Genomic DNA, 20,677 nt, shown 5'->3' on the forward strand with positions numbered 1-20,677 from the left:
AGGAGAAGACATGGAATTCCTGAACGCCTTTTCCCATCTTGATTGGGCCCAAGTCCTGCACCTTACCTGGCAGCACATCACCCTGGTCGGTATCGCCGTGATCCTCGCGATTGTCGTAGGCGTGCCCCTGGGCGTGCTGATGACCCGCTTCCCGACCTTGGCCGGCCCGTTGCAGGCCAGCGCCACGGTGTTGCTGACCGTGCCGTCGATTGCGCTGTTCGGCCTGCTGCTGCCGTTCTACTCCAAGTTCGGCCAGGGCCTGGGGCCGATGCCGGCGATCACCGCGGTGTTCCTCTACTCCCTGCTGCCGATCATGCGTAACACCTACCTGGCCCTGACCGGCGTCGAACCGGGCATTCGCGAAGCCGCCAAAGGCATCGGCATGACCTTCGGCCAGCGCCTGCGCATGGTCGAACTGCCCATCGCCGTGCCGGTGATCCTCGCCGGCGTGCGCACCGCCGTCGTGATGAACATCGGTGTGATGACCATTGCCGCCACCATCGGTGCCGGTGGTCTGGGTGTACTTATTCTGGCTTCCATCAGCCGCAGCGACATGTCGATGCTGATCGTTGGCGCCGTGCTGGTCAGTCTCCTGGCCATCTTCGCCGACCTGCTTCTGCAATGGCTGCAACGCTCGCTGACTCCAAAAGGATTGCTCAAATGATCGAACTTCAAAACCTGTCCAAGACCTTCCAAAGCAACGGCAAGACTGTCACCGCCGTCAACGATGTAAGCCTGACCGTCAATGAAGGCGAGATTTGCGTATTCCTCGGCCCCTCGGGCTGTGGCAAGAGCACCACGTTGAAAATGATCAACCGCCTGATCAAGCCCACCTCGGGCAAGATCCTGATCAACGGCGAAGACACCACCGACCTCGACGAAGTGACCCTGCGCCGCAACATCGGCTACGTGATCCAGCAGATCGGCCTGTTCCCCAACATGACCATCGAGGAAAACATCGTGGTCGTGCCCAAGCTGCTGGGCTGGGACAAGCAGAAATGCCACGACCGCGCCCGCGAGTTGATGAGCATGATCAAGCTCGAGCCCAAGCAGTACCTGCACCGCTACCCGCGCGAACTGTCGGGCGGCCAGCAACAGCGGATCGGCGTGATCCGTGCCCTGGCGGCCGACGCACCGCTGCTGCTGATGGATGAGCCGTTCGGCGCGGTCGACCCGATCAACCGCGAGATGATCCAGAACGAGTTCTTCGAGATGCAACGCGCGCTGAACAAGACGGTGATCATGGTCAGCCACGACATCGACGAAGCAATCAAGCTGGGCGACAAGATCGCCATCTTCCGCGCCGGCAAGCTGTTGCAGATCGACCATCCGGACACTCTGCTGGCCCATCCTGCCGACGAGTTTGTCAGCAACTTTGTCGGCCAGGACAGCACCCTCAAGCGCCTGCTGCTGGTCAAGGCCGAAGACGCGGCAGACAACGCCCCGTCGGTCAGCCCGGAAACCCCGGTAGCCGATGCCCTGGAATTGATGGACGAGCATGACCGCCGCTATGTGGTGGTCACTTGCGCCGAGAACAAGGCGCTGGGTTATGTACGACGTCGCGACCTGCATCGTCAGACTGGTACCTGCGCCCAATACCTGCGCGAATTCAACGCCACCGCAGCGTTTGACGAGCACTTGCGCATCCTGTTGTCACGCATGTACGAGTTCAACCGCTCGTGGCTGCCGGTGATGGATGCCGAGCGGGTGTTTTTGGGTGAAGTGACCCAGGAGTCGATTGCCGAGTACCTGAGCTCCGGCAAGTCCCGTGGGGGCAAGACCAGTATCGTTTCACCTGCCGAGACTGCCTTGGCCTGACACCACTCGGTCAAAATTGTGGGAGCGGGCTTGCTCGCGAAAGCGGCGTGTCAGTCACTCAATGGGCTGCTGATCCACCGCCTTCGCGAGCAAGCCCGCTCCCACATTTAGTTCTGCTGGGTGTCAGGAAATAGCCTGATTCCTCCTCTCTGGGGAACATCAATCCGTCACACCGGTCGGTTACATAAGTAGCTGCACTGCGCCTCGCGACGAACGCGTGCAAAAACGCGACATTTTTAGTTGATCTCAAGCCCCTCACGCCCTAAAGTTCGCGCCGAACGTCCATGCTGGAAACGATCCATCCGGCTCAAGTACTGACGACGAGACAGCAAGGCCAAGGGAAGCTTATCCCATGGCCTTTTTGCTTTCGGCGACATGCCTTGGGAAGTAGGCGAACCAAAGTGGGGATACGGAGGACGTTCATTTGCACCCATTGTTAATTTCAGTTTGCCCTTAGGAGTTCCCAGCATGTCGATCAATGTCGAAGACTATTTCGCGCGCGCCACGTTTGACAAAATGAAGGCGTTCGCCGACAAGCAAGAAACCCCGTTCGTGGTGATCGACACCGCGATGATCAGCCAGGCCTACGACGACCTGCGCGCCGGTTTCGAATTCGCCAAGGTGTACTACGCCGTCAAGGCCAACCCTGCCGTCGAGATCATCGACCTGTTGAAAGACAAGGGATCGAGCTTCGACATCGCCTCGATCTACGAGCTGGACAAGGTCATGGACCGTGGCGTCAGCGCCGACCGTATCAGCTACGGCAACACCATCAAGAAATCCAAGGACATCCGCTACTTCTACGAGAAAGGCGTGCGCCTCTTCTCCACCGACTCCGAAGCCGACCTGCGCAACATCGCCAAGGCCGCGCCGGGTTCGAAAGTGTATGTGCGTATCCTCACCGAAGGCTCGACCACGGCCGACTGGCCTTTGTCGCGTAAATTCGGCTGCCAGACCGACATGGCCATGGACCTGCTGATCCTCGCCCGCGACCTGGGCCTGGTGCCCTACGGCATCTCGTTCCACGTCGGTTCGCAACAGCGTGATATCAGCGTGTGGGACGCAGCCATCGCCAAGGTCAAGGTGATCTTCGAGCGCTTGAAAGAAGAAGACGGCATCCACCTCAAGCTGATCAACATGGGTGGCGGCTTCCCGGCCAACTACATCACCCGTACCAACAGCCTGGAAACCTACGCCGAGGAAATCATCCGCTTCCTCAAGGAAGACTTCGGTGACGAACTGCCGGAAATCATCCTGGAGCCAGGCCGTTCGTTGATCGCCAACGCCGGGATCCTCGTCAGTGAAGTGGTGTTGGTTGCACGTAAATCGCGCACCGCCGTCGAGCGTTGGGTGTACACGGATGTGGGCAAGTTCTCCGGTCTGATCGAAACCATGGACGAAGCCATCAAGTTCCCGATCTGGACCGAGAAAAAAGGCGAAATGGAAGAAGTAGTCATCGCCGGTCCTACCTGCGACAGCGCCGATATCATGTACGAAAACTACAAGTACGGCCTGCCGCTGAACCTGGCCATTGGTGATCGCCTGTACTGGTTGTCCACCGGTGCGTACACCACTAGCTACAGCGCAGTTGAATTCAACGGTTTCCCACCGCTGAAATCCTTCTACGTCTAACACCGGCCCACTGTAGGAGCGAGCTCGCTCGCGAAGAACCCGAGGACGACGCGTTCACTCTGATTGAGCGCGTTATCGTTAGCGATCTTCGCGAGCAAGCTCGCTCCTACAGGGTTTCAAGCTGCGCCTCACGTTGTTGGTAGGCGACGGCCATGGCGCGAATCTGCGGATCATGCGCCGCAGCCAGCGCTTGCTGCGCCACCCGCAAGAACTTCAGGTTCCCACCCTCCAGCGCCTTGTGCAGCCACTCCAGCGCCGCTTCGACCAGGCCTTGGTCTGCCAACACAGCCGCATAACTGAACTGCCCGCGAAAATCCCCACCTTCAGCCGAGCGACGATACCAATCACGCGCTGCGGGCACGTCTCGGGCGCAGAATTGCCCTTCTTCCAAGTAACGCCCCAACAGGTTCATCGACTTGGCATGCCCCAGTTCGGCAGCCTGGCGGTAACAGGCCAATGCCTGTTGTTGGTCCTGCGTCACGCCACGCCCGGTGGCCAGCAGGTTGGCGTAGTTGTACAACCCCCAATCCAACCCGGCGTGTGCGGCCAGACGATACTCCCCGGCAGCCGCCCGCTCATCGGCGACGCAACCCCAGCCATGTTCAAGGCAACGCCCCAGCATATTGCGCGCCATCAGGTGGCCGCCCCGTGCGGCTATCTGGAACCAGCGCAGGGCCAGTGCCTCGTCGCGTTCGATACCGCGCCCGTCCAAGAGGATTTGCCCCAGTAGCGCCTGGGCATCGAGCACCCCCTCCTTCGCCGCCATCAGGATCGCCTGGGCCGCACGGGCCGGTGATTCGTCGAGCATGGCGCGCAGTTGTTCGCCGTCCAGACGCTCTTCGCGGCGCAAGTGAAAAGCCATGCTCAGACCTCGACCCAGCGACGCAACAGGTTGTGATAGGTGCCGGTGAGCTGGATCAGCGCCGGGTGGTCCGGCACATCGCGGGTCAGCTGTTGGATCGCGCCGTCCATTTCGAACAGCAACGTGCGCTGGCTGTCTTCACGCACCAGGCTTTGGGTCCAGAAAAACGAGGCATAGCGCGCGCCACGGGTCACGGCGTTGACTTTGTGCAGGCTGGAGCCGGGGTACAAGACCATATCACCGGCGGGCAGCTTGACCCGCTGCAGGCCGAAGGTGTCCTGGATCTCCAGTTCGCCGCCGTCGTATTCATCCGGGTCGCTGAAAAACAGCGTGGAGGACAGGTCGGTACGCACCCGCTCCGGGCTGCCCTTGGGCTGGCGCACGGCGTTATCGATATGGAAGTCGAAGCTGCCACCGGCGGTATAGCAATTGAGCAATGGCGGGAAGACTTTATGCGGCAAGGCCGCCGACATGAATTGCGGGTTTTGCCACAGGCGATCGAGCATGGCTGCGCCGATTTCCTTGGCCAGTGGATGGCCCTCCGGCAATTGCAGGTTGTGCTTGGCCTTGGCCGACTGGTGCCCGGCGGTGATTTTGCCATCAGCCCAGTCCGCCTGCTCCAGGGCTTCGCGGATGCGCAGCACCTCTTCGCGGGAGAACAGGCCGGGAATATGCAGCAGCATGAGGCGTTACCTGAGAGCAGAGGGGCGCCAATGGTATTGATTACTATTGACGCTGTAAAACCCTGATCCGACGGGCAGACGTATGAGCCGTAAAAAACCGTAATCCCAGAAGTGTAAATTTTGTAAATTGAGCGCAAATAGCAATGCATCTCAATTGCTATGCATAATTGTTTACAATATATTTCGCGCCCTAACATCCTTGGGGTAGGGAATTTCATGTCGCGCCACATTACAAAAACACCAAACAGTTCACCGCGCTTGCTGGCCTCGGCCATTGGCGTGGCCATCAGCGCCAGCTCCGTCGCCCATATGGCGCAAGCGGCCGAAGAGACCGAACAAAAAGGCGAGCGCAACAGTATTTCCCTCGGTGCCACCAGCATTACCGGCCAGGAACAGGACGCAACGTCGTACCAAACCGAAAAAGCGTCTTCGCAGAAATACACCGCGCCACTGGTGGACACTCCCCGTTCCGTCACCGTGGTGCCGGCGCAGGTACTCAAGGACACCGCCGCGACCTCGCTGCAAGATGCTTTGCGCACCGTACCGGGTATTACCTTTGGTGCCGGTGAAGGCGGCAACCCCCAGGGCGACCGCCCGTTTATCCGCGGCTTCGATGCCCAGGGCGATACCTACCTGGACGGCGTGCGTGATACCGGCGGCCAGAGCCGGGAAATTTTCGATATCGAGTCCATCGAAGTCAGCAAAGGCCCCAACTCCTCGTTCGGCGGTCGCGGTTCGGCCGGTGGCAGCCTCAACCTGGTGAGCAAGACCCCACAAGCGCGGGACTTCCTCAATGGCGGCTTTACCTACGGTTCCGACCAGACTCGTCGCTATGCACTCGACGTCAACCGCCAGTTCCTCGACAACGCCGCGTTCCGCCTGAACCTGATGAGCCACGAACAGAACGTTGCCGGCCGCGACGCCGTCAATTACGACCGTTGGGGCGTGGCACCGTCGCTGACCTTTGGCCTGGGCACTCCGACCCGCGTCAACCTCAGCTACTACCACATGGAAAGCAACGACCTGCCGGATTCGGGCATTCCCTACGGTTACAGCAACAACGCGTCAAATGCCGCGCATGTACACGACAAACCCACCGACGGCGGCGACAGCAGCAACTTCTACGGCCTCAAGGATCGGGACTTTCGCAAGACTCGCGCCGATATCAGTACGTTCTCCATCGAGCACGATCTGAACGACAACATGACGATCAAGAACACCCTGCGCCACGGCAGCACCGGCCAGGACTACGTGCTCACTCAGCCGGACGACAGCCAGCACAACGTCAACCAGTTCGGCACCGTCTGGCGCCGGGCCAACAGCCGCGTTTCCACCACCACGACCACCACCAACCAGACCGATCTGTTTGGCAATTTCCAGGCCCTGGGTTTCAAGCACAGCTACTCCACCGGCCTGGAATTTACCGGTGAAGAAACCCGCGTCAGCGGCTATACCGTCAGTCCAAACGCCAACCCGGTCTGCACGGTGGCCGGTGGCGGCAAGGGTGGTCAGTGCACATCGTTGAGCAACCCGAACCCGGACGATGCCTGGACCGGCAGCGTCGCCCGCAACTACCTGGGCACCAACACCAAGGCCACCAGCCGCGCCGCCTACGTGTTCGACACCATTGAGCTTGATCCGCAATGGCTGCTGAACGTCGGCCTGCGCTACGACACCTTCGATACCGAAGCCAACAGCAACGCAGCCACCGGCCGTACCAAGCTCAAGGACGATAGCCAGTTCTTCAACTGGCAAGCCGGCCTGGTCTGGAAGCCGATGGAAAACGGCAGCATCTACACCTCCTATGCCACTTCGGCCTCGCCTGCTGGCGGCCTGGTGGGTGAAGGTGTCGATTCCAACGCCATCCCGACTGGCATCAACACCAGCGACATGAAGCCGGAAGAAACCGTCAACTACGAACTGGGCACCAAGTGGGACCTGTTCCACGACCGCCTGTCCCTGACCGCAGCGGTGTTCCGCACCGAGAAGAAAAACGCGCGCATCCTGGTGAACTCCAACACCTATGAGAACGCTGGCGAGTCCCGCGTCGATGGCCTGGAGTTGTCGGCCAGCGGCAAGCTCACCGAGCAGTGGCAAGTGTTCGCCGGCTACAGCTACCTGAAAAGCGAGCTGGTAGACCCGGGCAAAAACGGCAACCGCCAGGGCGTCGTCACTGCCGGCTCCAACAAAGGCAACGAAATGCCCAACACGCCGAAGAACTCGTTCAGCCTGTGGACAACGTATGACATCACCTCGAAGCTGACCGTCGGCGGCGGCGCGTTCTATGTGGACGACGTCTACGGCGACGCGGGCAATACCGTCTACGTACCGTCCTACACCCGCTACGACGCCATGGCCAGCTACAAGCTGACCAAGAACGTCGACCTGCAATTGAACGTGCAGAACCTGACCGACAAAACCTACTACGACAAGGCCTACGGCGCGCACTTCGCCAACCAGGCAGCCGGTCGTACAGCGCTGTTGACCACCAGCTTCCACTTCTAAGCGGCTGGACGTTTCACGCAAAAGCCCCGCGCATCGGATGCCTGGGGCTTTTGTATGTAAAAAAGAATCTTTCTCGACAACTCACGGCATAATGCGCGCCGTAAAATTCCTATCCAGCTCAGCGAGGCCGTCCGACGTGTTGAAGAAGACCCTATTCCAGTTGCACTGGTTTTTCGGCATTACCGCCGGGCTGGTGTTGGCATTGATGGGGATTACCGGGGCTGCGTACTCGTTCCAGGATGAGATCCTGCGGGCGCTCAACCCGACGGTACTGACCGTGGAGAAGCAACCTGCCGGTGTGCTGCCGCCCGCCGAACTGGTGCGCAAACTCGAAACCACCGAAGGCAAGACCGTGTCCATGCTGTGGGTGGAAAGCGAAAGCGGCAACGCCGCCCGCGTCTTCTTCACACCACCAGCGGGCGAACGCCGGGGGCAGATGCGCTACTTCGACCCGTACACCGGCGACTACCTGGGCGACGCCGTCGGCCAGGACTTTTTCGGTTTGATGTTGCAACTGCACCGCTTCCTGGCCATCGGTGATACCGGCCGGCAAATCACCGGTGCCTGTACGCTGATCCTGATTTTCTTCTGCCTCTCTGGCCTGTACCTGCGCTGGCCGCGCCAGGTAGCGAGCTGGCGCGCCTGGTTGACCCTGGACTGGCGCAAGAAAGGCCGCAGCTTCAACTGGGACCTGCACTCGGTGTTCGGCACGTGGTGCTTGCTGTTCTATCTGTTGGCGGCGCTCACCGGCCTGTACTGGTCCTACGAGTGGTACAGCAAAGGCCTGACCCGATTGTTGTCCGATGCCCCGCAAAACGAGCGGGTGCGCAACCGTGGCCCAGCGCCTGCGGGGCCGGCCCCCGTCGCCAACTACGACGCCATCTGGAGCAGCATCTACAGCACCGCCGGCCCGCACTTGAGCGCCTACAACATTCGTATGCCAGCTGTCGCCGGGCAACCGGCCACGGTCTACTACCTGTTGCAGAGTTCTCCCCATGACCGCGCGTTGAACCAGATCAACCTGGACCCGGCCACCGGCGTGGTCAAAAGCGTCGAGCGCTATGCCGACAAAAGCCTCAAGGCGCAGTTGCTGACCAGCATCTATGCGCTGCATGTGGGCAGTTATTTCGGCCTGGCGGGGCGGATCATCCTCACCGTCACTTCGCTGTGCATGCCGCTGTTCTTTATTACCGGCTGGCTGCTGTACCTCGACCGCCGTCGCAAAAAGCGCCAGGTGCGCGATGCCCGCAAAAGCCTGGGCAGCAACCGCAGTGATGCACCGGCCTGGCTGATCGGTTTCGCCAGCCAGAGCGGCTTTGCCGAACAGCTGGCCTGGCAGACCGCCGGCCAATTGCAGGCCGCCGGGTTGCCGGTCAAGGTGCGATCCTTGGGCAGCGTCAGCGAAGAGGACTTGCGCCAGTCGGAACATGCACTATTTGTAGTCAGCACCTTCGGCGACGGCGAAGCACCGGACAGCGCACGCGGCTTCGAACGCAGCGTGCTGGGTGGCGACCTCAGTCTCAAGGGCCTGAACTATTCAGTGCTGGCCCTGGGCGATCGTCAATACCAACACTTCTGCGGCTTTGCCCGGCGCCTGCACTTCTGGCTGACCAACCAGGGCGGCAACGCCTTGTTCGCCCCGGTCGAGGTCGACAGCGGCGACGAAGAAGCCCTGCTGCACTGGCAACAACAACTGGGCCAGATCACCGGCCACGCACCGGCAGCTGCATGGGCCAGCGCCAGCTACGAGAACTGGACCTTGAGCCAGCGCACCCTGCTCAACCCTGACAGCAGCGGCTCGGGAGTCTACCTGTTGGGGCTCAACCCGCCCGCACCACGTGACTGGCTGGCCGGCGACCTGGTGGAAGTCGTGCCGCGCAATTGTCCGTGGGCCGTCGAGCATTTCCTCGATGGCCTGGGCATTGCCGGCACGGACGAAGTGCTAATCGATGGCTTGGCGCGCCCCTTGGAACAGGTACTTGCCGGCCGTCAGCTGCCGGACAATCGCGTACACCTGGTCGGCCTGCATGCGCGCGCCCTGGTGGACGCACTGGTGCCGTTGGCCATGCGCGAATACTCCATCGCCTCGATTGCCAGCGATGGCGTGCTGGAATTGATCGTGCGCCAGGAGCGTCATAGCGACGGCAGCCTGGGCCTGGCATCCGGCTGGCTGACCGAGCACGCACCACTGGGTTCGGCGATCAGCCTGCGTGTACGGCGCAACAGCAGTTTCCACCTTCCAGTCGACCCAGTGCCGATGATTCTGCTGGGCAACGGCACCGGCCTGGCGGGCTTGCGCAGCTTGCTCAAGGCACGCATCGCCGACGGTCAGCAACGTAACTGGCTGCTGTTTGGCGAACGCAACATCGCCCATGACTACCATTGCCAGGACGAGCTGCAAGGCTGGCTGGCCAGTGGCGACCTGGCGTTACTGGACCTGGCGTTTTCGCGGGACCAGGCAGAGAAGGTCTACGTTCAGGATCGCCTGCGCGAATCCGCCGATGTGCTGCGTAAATGGCTGGCCGATGGCGCGGTGATTTATGTATGCGGGAGTTTGCAGGGCATGGCGGCGGGGGTCGATCAGGTGTTGGTGGAGGTCCTGGGAAGTGAAGCCGTGGAACGGCTGATCGAACAGGGCCGTTACCGCCGGGATGTCTACTGACAAACATGATGGTTCCAGCTGGCTTGCCAGCGATGAGCATAAGTATCTACACAACATCTAGAAACTGACGCCCCCCCCCGTGGCGAGCGGGCTTGCCACGGGGGGGCGTCAGTTTCTGAAAGTGGTGTAGATACCGATGCAGCGACGAGGCCCTTGAGCCTTGCATCAACCTCGCGGCCGCCATCGCCGGCAAGCCGGTTTCTACGGGGGTTAGTTAGGCGACTGCCAGTTCGACGGCCTCGGGGCGCTTGATCACGGCGTATACCAACCCGGTGAGCACGCTGCCGGCAACGATCGCCGCCAGATACAGCAGCGCATGGTTGATCGTGTTCGGGATCAGCATCACAAACAGCCCGCCATGGGGTGCCATCAACTTGCAGCCGAAGTACATCGACAAGGCACCGGTCAATGCGCCACCCGCGATGCTGGCCGGGATAACACGCAGCGGGTCCTTGGCAGCGAACGGGATGGCGCCTTCCGAGATAAAGCACATGCCCAGGATCAACGCGGCCTTGCCGGCTTCGCGTTCGGTCTGGGCAAACTTGCGCCGGGCCAGGAACGTAGCGATAGCCATGCCAATCGGCGGCACCATGCCCGCCGCCATGGTAGCGGCCATCGGCGCGCCGCTCTGGGAGGCCAGCAGGCCGACGGAGAACGCGTAGGCCGCCTTGTTGATCGGCCCGCCGAGGTCGGCGCACATCATCCCGCCCAACAAGATACCCAGCAGCACCGCATTGGTGGTGCCCATGGTGCTGAGGAAGTCGGTCAGGCCTGCCAGCATTTGCGCCACGGGCGGGCCGATCAGGTAGATCATCGCCAGGCCGGTGAACAGGCTCGCCAGTAACGGGATGATCAGGATCGGCTTGAGCGACTCCAGGCTCTGCGGCAACGGCACCATACGGGTGATCAGCTTGACGCTGTAGCCGGCGAGAAAACCGGCGAAGATCCCGCCGATAAAGCCCGCGCCCAGGGTACTGGCCAACAGGCCGCCGATCATCCCCGGCGCGAGCCCCGGACGGTCGGCGATCGAGTAGGCGATGTAGCCGGCGAGCAGCGGCACCATCAGGGTGAAGGCGTGGTCGCCGACCGCCCTGAGGGCCGCCGCCAAAGTGCCGGGCTGCTCGTAAGCATGGATACCGAACACGTAGGACAGGGCAATCAACAAGCCCCCCGCCACCACCATCGGCAACATGAACGACACCCCGGTCAGCAGGTGTTTGTAGACCCCGGTTTTCTCCGTCTTGGCTACCGCGCCACTGGCGGCGCTTTCCTGCTGGGCCTCGGCCAGGGCTTTATCGAGGATCGCGGCGGATTGCTTGAGCGCGATGCCGGTGCCGCAACGGTAGATTTTCTTGCCGGCAAAGCGCTCCGTGGCCACTTCGATATCGGCGGCCAGCAGCACCACATCGGCATCGCGAATGGCTTGCTCGCTCAAGGGTGTACGTGCGCCCACCGAGCCCTGGGTTTCCACCTGCAGGTCATAGCCCTTGGCCTTGGCGGCCTGCTGCAATGCCTCGGCGGCCATAAAGGTGTGGGCCACGCCGGTAGGGCAGGCCGTGATGGCGACAATGCGCGGTGCGTTTTTTACGGTCGGCACGCTGGCGCTGGCAACGTACAACTGGGCTTCTTGCGCGCCCCGTTGCAGCACCGCTTCAACGTCCTGCAACGCCTGGGCCGGGGTGCTCTGATACACGCGTTTGCCGACAAAGCGCTGCATGTCCACGGGCGTGCTGGCGACCAGCAACACCCACTCGGCCGCGTCAATTGTGGCCTGGGAAAGTGCGCGCCCGGGGTGGTTCGCATCCACCACTTCGACGCTGGTGCTCCAGCCCTGGCGTTGCGCGGCGGCGTCCAGCAAGCGGGCGCACAGCACACTGGTGACCATGCCGTTGGGGCAGGCAGTAACAATGGCTAATTTCATCACAAACCCTCTTATTGTTCTGTCAGCGGGCGTACGTGCACGCCGCTTTCCAGACGCGCCAGTTGCGCGTCGTCGCTGATGCCGAAACCGATCTGCGTGACCGCCATGGCGGCAATCGCGGTGGCGCGGCGCAGGGTCTGCTCGGGCGCCTCGCCGCTGAGCAGGCCGTGCAGCATGCCCCCCAGCAAGGAGTCGCCGGCACCCACGGTACTGGCGACGCTGACCTTGGGCGGCGTGGCGTGCAACGCTGCGTTGGTGCTGAACCAGTTCACACCGTCGGCCCCGTGGGACACCACCACATGCTCCACGCCTTGGGCGTGCAAATGCGCAGCCGCGCGGGCTTGTTGGGCGATGGTTTGCGTGGGGCAGTCGAGCGCTTCAGCGAGTTCTTCAGTGTTGGGTTTGATCAACCACGGCGCGGCTTTCAAGCCAGCACGCAGCGCTTGGCCACTGGTGTCCAGGGCGACTTTCAAACCGAGGTCTTTGAGCGTCTCCAGCAAACCCTGGAACCACTGCGGGCTGACGCCCCGCGGCAAGCTGCCGGCGACCACCACCGCATCGAACTCGGGGCCGATCACCGCGATCAGCTTGAGCAATTGCGCTTGCGCCTTTTCGCTCACCAGCGGCCCCGGTGCATTGATATCGGTGACCCGACCATCCTGCTCGGCAATCTTGATATTGCTGCGGGTTTCGCCCGGCACACGAATAAACGCATCGCCAAACCCCCGGCTGGCGATCAGGGCCTCGAAAGCCTCGGGGTTTTGCGCGCCGAGAAATCCACCGACGCTCACGTAATGGCCCAAATCAGCCAGCACCTGCGCCACGTTCACGCCCTTGCCGGCGGCATGGGTCAGCAGGGTTTCGCTGCGGTTGACCTCACCCGGTTCCAGGCACGCCAAACGCACCGTCAGGTCCAACGCCGGGTTCAGCGTCAGGGTCAGAATCTTCGCCATTTACACGGCCTCCACAAGCGTACGCACTTGGGCAGGGGAGCCCATCGCCAGTGCTTGCTGCGCCAGGCCCTGGGCCTCGCTCAGACTGAATTCACGCACCCGGGCCTTGACCTCGGGAATACTGCGCGCCGACACACTCAACTCATCCACACCCAGGCCCACCAGCACCGGCACCGCCAGCGGATCCGCTGCCAACTCGCCACACACACCCACCCATTTGCCATGGGCATGGGCCGCACGCACCGTGATGTCGATCAGTTGCAACACTGCCGGGTGCAGGCCGTCAGCCTGGGCCGACAGGGTTGGGTGACCACGGTCGATCGCCAAGGTGTACTGGGTCAGGTCATTGGTGCCGATGCTGAAAAAGTCCACTTCCTGGGCCAATACCGGCGCCAGCAACGCCGCCGAGGGTACTTCGATCATGATCCCCAATTGCAGGTCCGCCACCGGGATCTGCTCGCGCAAACGTTCGGTCATGTCCCGGGCCTGGCGCCATTCATCGACGCTGCCGACCATGGGAAACATGATGCGCAGCGGGCGACCGTCCGCCGAGCGCAACAGCGCGCGCAGTTGCGCTTCCATGATCTGTGGGCGTTGCAGGGTCAGGCGGATGCCCCGCACACCGAGGAACGGGTTTTCTTCCTTGGCAATCGGCCAGTAAGGCAGCGGCTTGTCACCGCCCACATCCAGGGTGCGCACCACCAGCGGACGGCCGGCCAGGCCGTCGAGCACACGGCGGTATTCGGCTTCCTGGGTGGCTTCGTCCGGGGCCTGGGAATGGGCCATGAAAATCAACTCGGTACGCAGCAGGCCAATACCCTCGGCACCCTGCTCGACGGCGCCAGCCACACCGGCGCTTTCGCCGATATTGGCGAACACTTCCACAGCATGCCCGTCACGGGTCAAGGCCGGTTCATGGCGCTGTGCGGCAGCGGCCTGCAGCCGTTGCTCGCGGGTATCGCGTTCCTGGATGGCGCGCTGCAAAGTGCTGGCATCGGCCTCCACATGCAGGCGCCCGCGCTGGCCGTCAAGCAATAAAGGCGTGCCCGAGGCCAGCAGCAACACCGCCGGCCCGGCGCCGACCAGCGCCGGGATCCCCAGGGCGCGGGCGACGATGGCGCTGTGGGCCGTAGCACCACCGCGTGCGGTAAGAATCCCGGCCACCCGCACCGGATCGAGGCGCGCCACATCCGATGGGCCAACTTCATCCATCACCAGAATGTAGGGCTCGTCGGGTTCCTGTGGGGTTTGGACACCACACAGTTGCGCCAGCACACGCCGGCCGATATCCCGCAGGTCGGCGGCGCGTTCGGCGAGCAACGCGTCCTGCAAGGACTCCTGCTGCTTGGCGGCGGCTTCGATCACACTCATCCACGCGGCTTCGGCGCTTTCGCCCTGTTTGAGCCGGGTGTCGACTTCGTCGGTCAGTTCCGGGTCGTCGAGCATTTCCTGGTGGGTGATGAAAATTTCGCGGATCGCCTTGGACGTGCTGCGCTCGATCAAACCCTGGATATCAGCGCGCACCTCGCGCAACCCCGCGGATAAACGCTCGCGCTCGGCACTGGCCGACTCGCCGCGCAGTGGATAGTCAAAAGGCTGCAACGCCTGGATATGGGCCGGGCCGATGGCAATCCCGGGGGCGGCGGCGATGGCCTGGATCAAGCTGCCGGAAGCGGGCGCGCGCAATGGCGGCTCGCTCTCGACCTCTTCGACCCGCGCACTGACGGCCGGCAGCGGCTCGACCTCTTCGCCCAGGCCGGCTTGTACTGCCGCCAACAACGCCGGCAGGGCGTCGTCGGCAATGCCGGGCTCGGCGACAAATTCCAGCACCTGACCGCGCCGGGCGCCGAGGCTGAGCAGTTTGCTCAAGCTCTTGACCGACACGGCACCGCCCTGCCCGTCCACGATCCGCACGCGGATCTCACCGTCGAAGCTCTTCGCCAGTTGGGCCAGGGCCTTGGCCGGCCGCGCATGCAGGCCGTGGGCGTTGGCCAGGGCGATCCGGGCGCTGGGCCAGTCGGCGGGCAATTCGCCACCCAGCACTTCGAGGACCGCGCGGCTGCTGGTGGCACGCCCCAGTTCCTGGCCGCGCCCTTCAATCAGCAAGACGCACAAGCGCTCGAGCAATGCCTGATGAGCTTCGCCGAGGCTGGCCAGGCAAAACAGGCCGCTCAAGGGTTGGCCCAGGTAGCGCATGGGCTTGTCCGGGGTGACGAAGGCCAGGCCTGGACGCTTGACCGTTTGTTCGCTGTGCAACCACCACAGGCCATCGCCCAGGGGCAGTGCATCGACTTGCTGTAGCACCGCCGCGAAGCCATTGCTCACACAGTCGGCCTGGCGCAGCAGGCGGGCGCCGCGCCACACCAGCTCTTCAAAATCGTCGGCGGATACGCCCAGGCCGATCATCTGGGCATCCAGCGCCAACTCCTGGGGCGCGCCTTGCAGCAGTTTGAGCAGCGCATCGGCCGAGGTGGCGCGGCACAACGCCTGGCCCAGGTCGGTTTCACCGAGGGCGCGGGTCAGCAGTTGCAGCAGGCGCAGGTGTTCGTCGGATTTGGCGGCAATGCCAATCGCCAGGTAGACGATCTGGCCATCGCCCCAATCCACACCTTGGGGAAACTGCAACAGGCGCACGCCGGTGGCGAACACCTGGTCGCGGGTTTCGGGGGTGCCGTGGGGGATCGCAATACCTTGGCCGAGGAAGGTCGAGCCTTGCGCTTCACGGGCTTGCAGGCCGCTCAGGTAGCCTTCGGCGACCAGGCCGTCGGCCACCAGTTTTTCGGCGAGCAGTTGCAAGGCAGCAGACTTATCCACAGCCACCTGGCCCATGGATATCTGCTCTACGGTGAGCTCAAGCATGCCTTTCTCCTAGTTAGTGCGGTGTGCGCACTAGGTATTGTTTTGAATAAATCAGCGCAAATCTGTTCATGAAAAACTGACTGAGCAGTCAATTGGCAGTGACTACTCAGCGGCGAACATCGTAAAAATACCCTTGCTGAAACGTTTAATCTAGATTTTCTGGCAGATTACTGGGTAATTCTGCATTCTTGAAGCACCACTCGGCACTTGAGTTGCGACAATGGTCGCCTGCAGTAATCGGTTACGATTGGACAAAATGTCGGGGCAAGCTCTAAAAAACAAGGAAATCCCGGTTTGAAACTCAGTGATATCGCACGTATAGCCGGTGTGTCCGTGACCACCGCCAGCTACGTCATCAATGGCAAGGCCGAACAGCAGCGGATCAGCAGCGCCACCGTCGAACGGGTGCGCGCAGTGGTCGAGGAGCATGGCTTTACCCCCAATCCCCAGGCCGCCGGGTTGCGCAGCCGACACACGCGCACCTTGGGTTTTATCCTGCCGGACCTGGAAAACCCCAGTTACGCACGGATCGCCAAGCTGTTGGAACAAGGCGCACGGGCCCGTGGCTATCAGTTGCTGATCGCCAGTTCCGACGATGATGCCAACAGCGAGCGCCAGTTGCTGCAACTGTTCCGCGCGCGGCGTTGCGATGCCCTGTTCGTCGCCAGTTGCCTGCCCGCCAGCGATGACAGTTATCGCGAGCTGCAAGCCAAGGGCCTGCCGGTGATCGCCATCGACCGGGTGATGGCGCCTGAGCAGTTCTGCTCGGTGGTCAGCGATGACCGCCAGGCCTGCCAGCAATTGACCAGCAGCCTGCTGCAACCGCTGCCCCGGCAGATCGCGTTGATCGGCGCCCACCCCGAATTGAGCATCAGCCAGGAACGTGCGGCAGGTTTCCAGCAAGCCCTGCACGACTTCAAGGGCGATATTCTGATCGAGCATGGCGACGCCTTCAGCCGCGACTGTGGCCGCCAGTTGATGGAAGAACTCCTGCAACGCCTGGGGCATTTACCCGATGCGTTGGTGACCACTTCCTACGTGCTACTGCAAGGTGTGTTTGATGCGCTGCATGACTTCCCGCTCAAGTCACGATCGCTACGCCTCGGCACTTTCGGCGACACCCAATTACTGGACTTCCTGCCGCTGCCAGTCAACGCCATGGCCCAGCAACACGCGCTGATCGCCGACACGGCCCTGCGCCTGGCACTGGCGGCGATTGAAGAGCAGCACTACCAGCCGGGTGTGCATGCCATCGGCCGGACTTTCAAGCAGCGGATTCACGAGATATAGGCATGGAGCTGGTCGACAGCCACACCCACCTCGACTTCGAGGACTTCGACGCAGATCGCGACGAGGTGCTCAAGCACAGCCGTCAGCTCGGCGTGCGGCGCATGGTGGTGTTGGGGGTGTACCAGCGTAATTGGCAACGGTTATGGGACCTGACCCAACAGGACCCGCACTTGTACGGGGCATTTGGCCTGCATCCGGTGTACCTGGATGAGCATCGCCCCACAGACCTGGTCGAACTGGGGGATTGGCTGACACGCCTCAAGGGGCATCGCCAGCTATGCGCCGTCGGCGAAATCGGCCTGGATTACTTTCTCGAGCACCTGGACCGCGAGCGCCAGCAAGTCCTGTTTGAAGCCCAATTGCAGTTGGCCGTGGACTTCCAACTGCCGGCGCTGTTGCATGTGCGGCGTAGCCACGCGGCCGTCATCGCCACCCTCAAGCGCATCCGCTTGCCCCGGGGCGGGATTATCCATGCCTTCGCCGGCAGCCGCGAAGAAGCCCGCGAATACATCAAGCTGGGGTTCAAGCTGGGCCTGGGCGGCGCGCCGACCTGGCCCCAGGCTTTGCGCATGCACAAGGTCATCGCCCAACTGCCGCTGGAATCAGTGGTGCTGGAAACCGACTCGCCGGATATGGCGCCCGCCATGTACCCCGGCCAACGCAACAGCCCGCAGCACCTGCCGGCCATCTGCACTGCCCTGGCCGAGCGGATGGGCATCAGCCCTTCAGCGTTGGCCGAAGCGAGCACCCGCAACGCCTGCGAACTGTTCAACTGGCCGCTCGATGATGGGGTTGACCGCCTGTAGCGTCAGGGTCATGCGATGCCGGTGGCGGGCATGGCGCAGGGTCAGGAAGTGAATCAGGATCGCCACCAGCGACACGTTCAGTTGCCCGATCCTGCTGATCAGGCCGACCCACTCGACCACCAGGGCCACCAATAAAGCCACGCAGGTCAACACGAGCATGCTGGGGCGCAGCAAAGCCAGGTTGTCCAGGGACTTCAACTGGCGCAGTTGCCGGGGGCAATTGAGCTGCAGGACTTTGTGGCAATACGGACAATCAAAAGGCTCGTTCAGAGCAATGGCATTGAGCTGCCAGGGCTTGAGTGCAAAGGTGATATCGCAATGGGCGCAATGCCCTTTCACGCCAAGGGTAGTCTCGGTCATGGCCCTGCCTCCCGGGAGCGCTGGATGGGGTGTGAAACAAATTCTCACCCAATCTCGTTGCGAGAGAAGCTCACGCGGGAAAACAGGACATGCACCACACATCCAACAGACAAAGCCTACGTCTGCGTCCTACACGCGAAATGCACCGATCAGCTTTTTCAGTTCAATCACCTGCAGGGACAGTTGCCGGCTGGCCTCTTCGGTCTGGTGCGCGCCCTGGGCCGCGTGCTCGCCAGCCCGATTGATCTCGACAATATTCTGGTCAATGTCGTGGGCCACGGCCGTCTGTTGCTCCACCGCCGCGGCGATTTGCTGGTTCTGATCGACGATCATGCCTACCGCGCCCAGGATGTTCTCCAGAGCCAACTGGACTTTTTCCGACTGGCCGACCGTACCGCTGGCCATTTTATGGCTACTGCCCATGGCCTTCACGGCCGCGCCGACGCCTTGGTGCAGCTTGGCGATCATTTGCTCGATTTCTTCGGTGGAGTGCTGGGTGCGCCGGGCCAGGGTGCGCACCTCATCGGCCACCACCGCAAACCCGCGCCCTTGCTCACCCGCCCGCGCCGCCTCGATGGCCGCGTTCAACGCCAGCAGGTTGGTTTGTTCGGCAATGCTCTTGATCACCTCCAGCACGCTGCTGATGGATTGGCTGTCGATGGCCAATTGATTGATCACCAGCACTGACTGGTCGATCTCCGACGCCAGTTGCGCGATGCTGCCCTGCTGGGATTGCACCAGGCCACGCCCGCTGAGGGTTTCATCGTTGACGCTGTGGGCACTGCTGACAGCCGCCGCCGCACTGCGCGCCACTTCGTGGGCGGTCGCCGACATCTGGTTCATGGCCGTGGCCACCTGTTCGATCTGACTGCGCTGGCCCGACACCGCCTGGTTGCTGCGCGCCGAAACCGACTCCACTTGCCCGGCCTGATGCTCGACTTCCTGGACGGTCTGCCCTACCCGCTCGATCAGGTCGTGGATTTTGGCCACGGTGCCATTGAACACTTCACCCAACTCACCCAGCTCGTCGCGGCTCTGGGACTTGAAGCTGACCGTCATATCCCCGGCGGCGACCTTATCCATCATCGCCCCCAGGCGGCGCAGAGTGGTGCGCGTCGAGGCATAGAAGCCGCCGTACAAATAGAAGATCAACAAAAACACCGCCGCCAGCGCCGCCACCAGCAGCACCATGTGCGTCCGGTTCTGGGCCAGGCGTTGTTGCAATTGCTGGTCGAGGAAGGACAGGGTCGCGTCGTCCAGTTGGTAGGTCTTGGCCATCAAGGCAGTCACTTGATCATAGAAAGCCTGCCACGGCGTCTCCAGGGTTTCGGCCATCACTACCTGTTCCTCGAACAGTTCGCTGCCCTGCTTGAGACTGGCCTGGCTGGCTTGGGCCAGAGCGTCCAGGGATCCATGGGCGGCCTTGCTGGAGCCCAGGGCGTCCTGCACTTTCAGGCCGTATTCGGCCTGGAGCTTCTCCAATTGCTGCAACAATTCGTCAAAGCGCGTGCTGGACGATGAGTTGAGAAAACCCTGACCCAGGGAGTACGCGCCCATGGCCCGGCCCTCGCCCAAGGTCTGGGTGACTTGCGGGGTGACGCTGGTCACCAGTTCGCTGAGTTGGCGCACATCGCCCTGCACATCACGGCTCAACCCCGACTGGCTGGCAATGATCTGGCTGAACATCTGCGCCTTGTTGAGCAACTTGCCGATCAGCGCACTTTTGCTCAACAACGAGGATTCGCTTTGCTGGACCTTGAAGGCCGCGATCATCTCGTCGCGCTTGCCCTCGAAGACCGCAACCTGCTCGGGGTCGACCGTCATCGCCTGGAAGCCTTGCAGGCGTTCAAGGACACGCTGTTCCAGTGCGCTGATCTGGCTTTCGATATCGCCCGCCTTGCCCGCCTGGCCGAGGGTGGCGTTGATTTGCACCTGATTGTTCAGGGTTTCCAGGTCGCGGCGCAGGATCAGGCTGCTGCCCAGCAGGTCCAGGCTCCGCAACTCAACCTGGGTGCCCTGGAACTCACGCCAGGAGTCCCGGACCAGGTAATAGTTGGTCACCAGCATCGGCAGGAAAAACAACACACTGATCAGGCTGAACTTCATGCCGAAGCTCAGGCGATTCATCAACGCGATGGCGGGATAGAGCAAGCTCTTCACAGATGAACTCCCTTTTCTTTTATTTTTATTGAAGGCGCAGGGCAGCGGCAGAAAGCCACTATTGGGCGCGCTGTCTGTATAGCCTAAATCGGCGGGGAGTTTTGTAACTTAAGGTTAACGCGATCGGCGGCACAGATCAGAACCAGCCCCTTGTAGGAGCTGGCTT

14 protein-coding genes and 1 pseudogene are annotated in these 20,677 nt (G+C 62.0%); 7 read left to right on the forward strand and 8 right to left on the reverse strand.

Annotation, left to right across the window (positions count from 1 at the left end; translation table 11 throughout):
* Nucleotides 1-10: 10 nt before the first annotated feature.
* The 3 genes from FIV38_RS01195 (at nucleotide 11) to FIV38_RS01205 (ending at nucleotide 3,450) form a co-directional block, all read left to right on the forward strand.
* Complete coding sequence (locus FIV38_RS01195; RefSeq protein WP_027604864.1) at nucleotides 11-664, forward strand: ABC transporter permease; 654 nt, start codon at nucleotides 11-13, stop codon at nucleotides 662-664.
* Entirely contained in the window at nucleotides 661-1,818 is a 1,158-nt protein-coding gene (locus FIV38_RS01200) for an osmoprotectant ABC transporter ATP-binding protein OsmV (protein WP_029291958.1), read from the forward strand. Before FIV38_RS01195 ends, FIV38_RS01200 begins: the two co-directional genes overlap by 4 nt.
* A gap of 468 nt (nucleotides 1,819-2,286) precedes the next feature.
* Entirely contained in the window at nucleotides 2,287-3,450 is a 1,164-nt protein-coding gene (locus FIV38_RS01205) for a type III PLP-dependent enzyme (protein ID WP_032861941.1), read from the forward strand.
* Nucleotides 3,451-3,556: 106 nt separating this feature from the next.
* Here FIV38_RS01205 and FIV38_RS01210 read toward each other — a convergent pair whose 3' ends face one another.
* A complete protein-coding gene (locus FIV38_RS01210; RefSeq protein ID WP_092238340.1) occupies nucleotides 3,557-4,312 on the reverse strand; it encodes a tetratricopeptide repeat protein in 756 nt (251 codons plus the stop codon).
* A 2-nt stretch (nucleotides 4,313-4,314) separates the two neighbouring features.
* Nucleotides 4,315-4,995, reverse strand: a complete 681-nt coding sequence (locus FIV38_RS01215; RefSeq protein ID WP_092238343.1) for a Fe2+-dependent dioxygenase — start codon at nucleotides 4,993-4,995, stop codon at nucleotides 4,315-4,317.
* A gap of 216 nt (nucleotides 4,996-5,211) precedes the next feature.
* Here FIV38_RS01215 and FIV38_RS01220 point away from each other — a divergent pair, with 216 nt between their 5' ends.
* Together FIV38_RS01220 and FIV38_RS01225 are read left to right on the forward strand one after the other, a co-directional pair.
* Complete coding sequence (locus FIV38_RS01220) at nucleotides 5,212-7,500, forward strand: TonB-dependent receptor (protein WP_092238347.1); 2,289 nt, start codon at nucleotides 5,212-5,214, stop codon at nucleotides 7,498-7,500.
* A 136-nt stretch (nucleotides 7,501-7,636) separates the two neighbouring features.
* Nucleotides 7,637-10,162, forward strand: a complete 2,526-nt coding sequence (locus FIV38_RS01225; protein WP_092238349.1) for a PepSY domain-containing protein — start codon at nucleotides 7,637-7,639, stop codon at nucleotides 10,160-10,162.
* A gap of 214 nt (nucleotides 10,163-10,376) precedes the next feature.
* Here FIV38_RS01225 and FIV38_RS01230 read toward each other — a convergent pair whose 3' ends face one another.
* Genes FIV38_RS01230 through ptsP form a run of 3 tightly spaced genes read right to left on the reverse strand, consistent with a single transcriptional unit; the run spans nucleotide 10,377 to nucleotide 15,895 of the window.
* A complete protein-coding gene (locus tag FIV38_RS01230; RefSeq protein WP_092238352.1) occupies nucleotides 10,377-12,083 on the reverse strand; it encodes a PTS fructose-like transporter subunit IIB in 1,707 nt (568 codons plus the stop codon).
* Between the two features lie 11 nt (nucleotides 12,084-12,094).
* Complete coding sequence (gene pfkB, locus FIV38_RS01235) at nucleotides 12,095-13,036, reverse strand: 1-phosphofructokinase (RefSeq protein ID WP_092238355.1); 942 nt, start codon at nucleotides 13,034-13,036, stop codon at nucleotides 12,095-12,097.
* Nucleotides 13,037-15,895: a phosphoenolpyruvate--protein phosphotransferase gene (gene ptsP, locus FIV38_RS01240; protein ID WP_092238358.1), complete on the reverse strand. Its 2,859-nt coding sequence runs from the start codon at nucleotides 15,893-15,895 to the stop codon at nucleotides 13,037-13,039.
* Nucleotides 15,896-16,189: 294 nt separating this feature from the next.
* Here ptsP and cra point away from each other — a divergent pair, with 294 nt between their 5' ends.
* A complete protein-coding gene (cra, locus tag FIV38_RS01245) occupies nucleotides 16,190-17,185 on the forward strand; it encodes a catabolite repressor/activator (protein WP_070994124.1) in 996 nt (331 codons plus the stop codon).
* 2 nt (nucleotides 17,186-17,187) lie between these two features.
* The gene (locus FIV38_RS01250; RefSeq protein ID WP_092238361.1) at nucleotides 17,188-17,991 is read left to right on the forward strand and encodes a TatD family hydrolase; all 804 of its coding nucleotides are present in this window, start codon (nucleotides 17,188-17,190) and stop codon (nucleotides 17,989-17,991) included.
* Here the strand turns inward: FIV38_RS01250 and FIV38_RS01255 are convergent.
* The 3 genes and pseudogenes from FIV38_RS01255 to FIV38_RS30825 all read right to left on the reverse strand — a co-directional run.
* Nucleotides 17,911-18,351 (reverse strand): hypothetical protein, encoded by a 441-nt coding sequence (locus tag FIV38_RS01255; protein ID WP_092238363.1) that lies wholly within the window; start codon nucleotides 18,349-18,351, stop codon nucleotides 17,911-17,913. The two genes, FIV38_RS01250 and FIV38_RS01255, sit on opposite strands and share 81 nt — an antisense overlap.
* Nucleotides 18,352-18,480: 129 nt before the next feature.
* Nucleotides 18,481-19,410, reverse strand: coding sequence for a methyl-accepting chemotaxis protein (locus FIV38_RS30820; protein ID WP_371128902.1), 930 nt, complete (start codon nucleotides 19,408-19,410; stop codon nucleotides 18,481-18,483).
* A pseudogene (locus FIV38_RS30825) lies at nucleotides 19,387-20,478 on the reverse strand (methyl-accepting chemotaxis protein); the annotation flags it as partial. The gene FIV38_RS30820 and the pseudogene FIV38_RS30825, both read right to left, overlap by 24 nt.
* Between the last annotated feature and the right edge of the window lie 199 nt (nucleotides 20,479-20,677).

Source organism: Pseudomonas proteolytica (assembly GCF_007858275.1).
Lineage (GTDB): Bacteria > Pseudomonadota > Gammaproteobacteria > Pseudomonadales > Pseudomonadaceae > Aquipseudomonas > Aquipseudomonas proteolytica.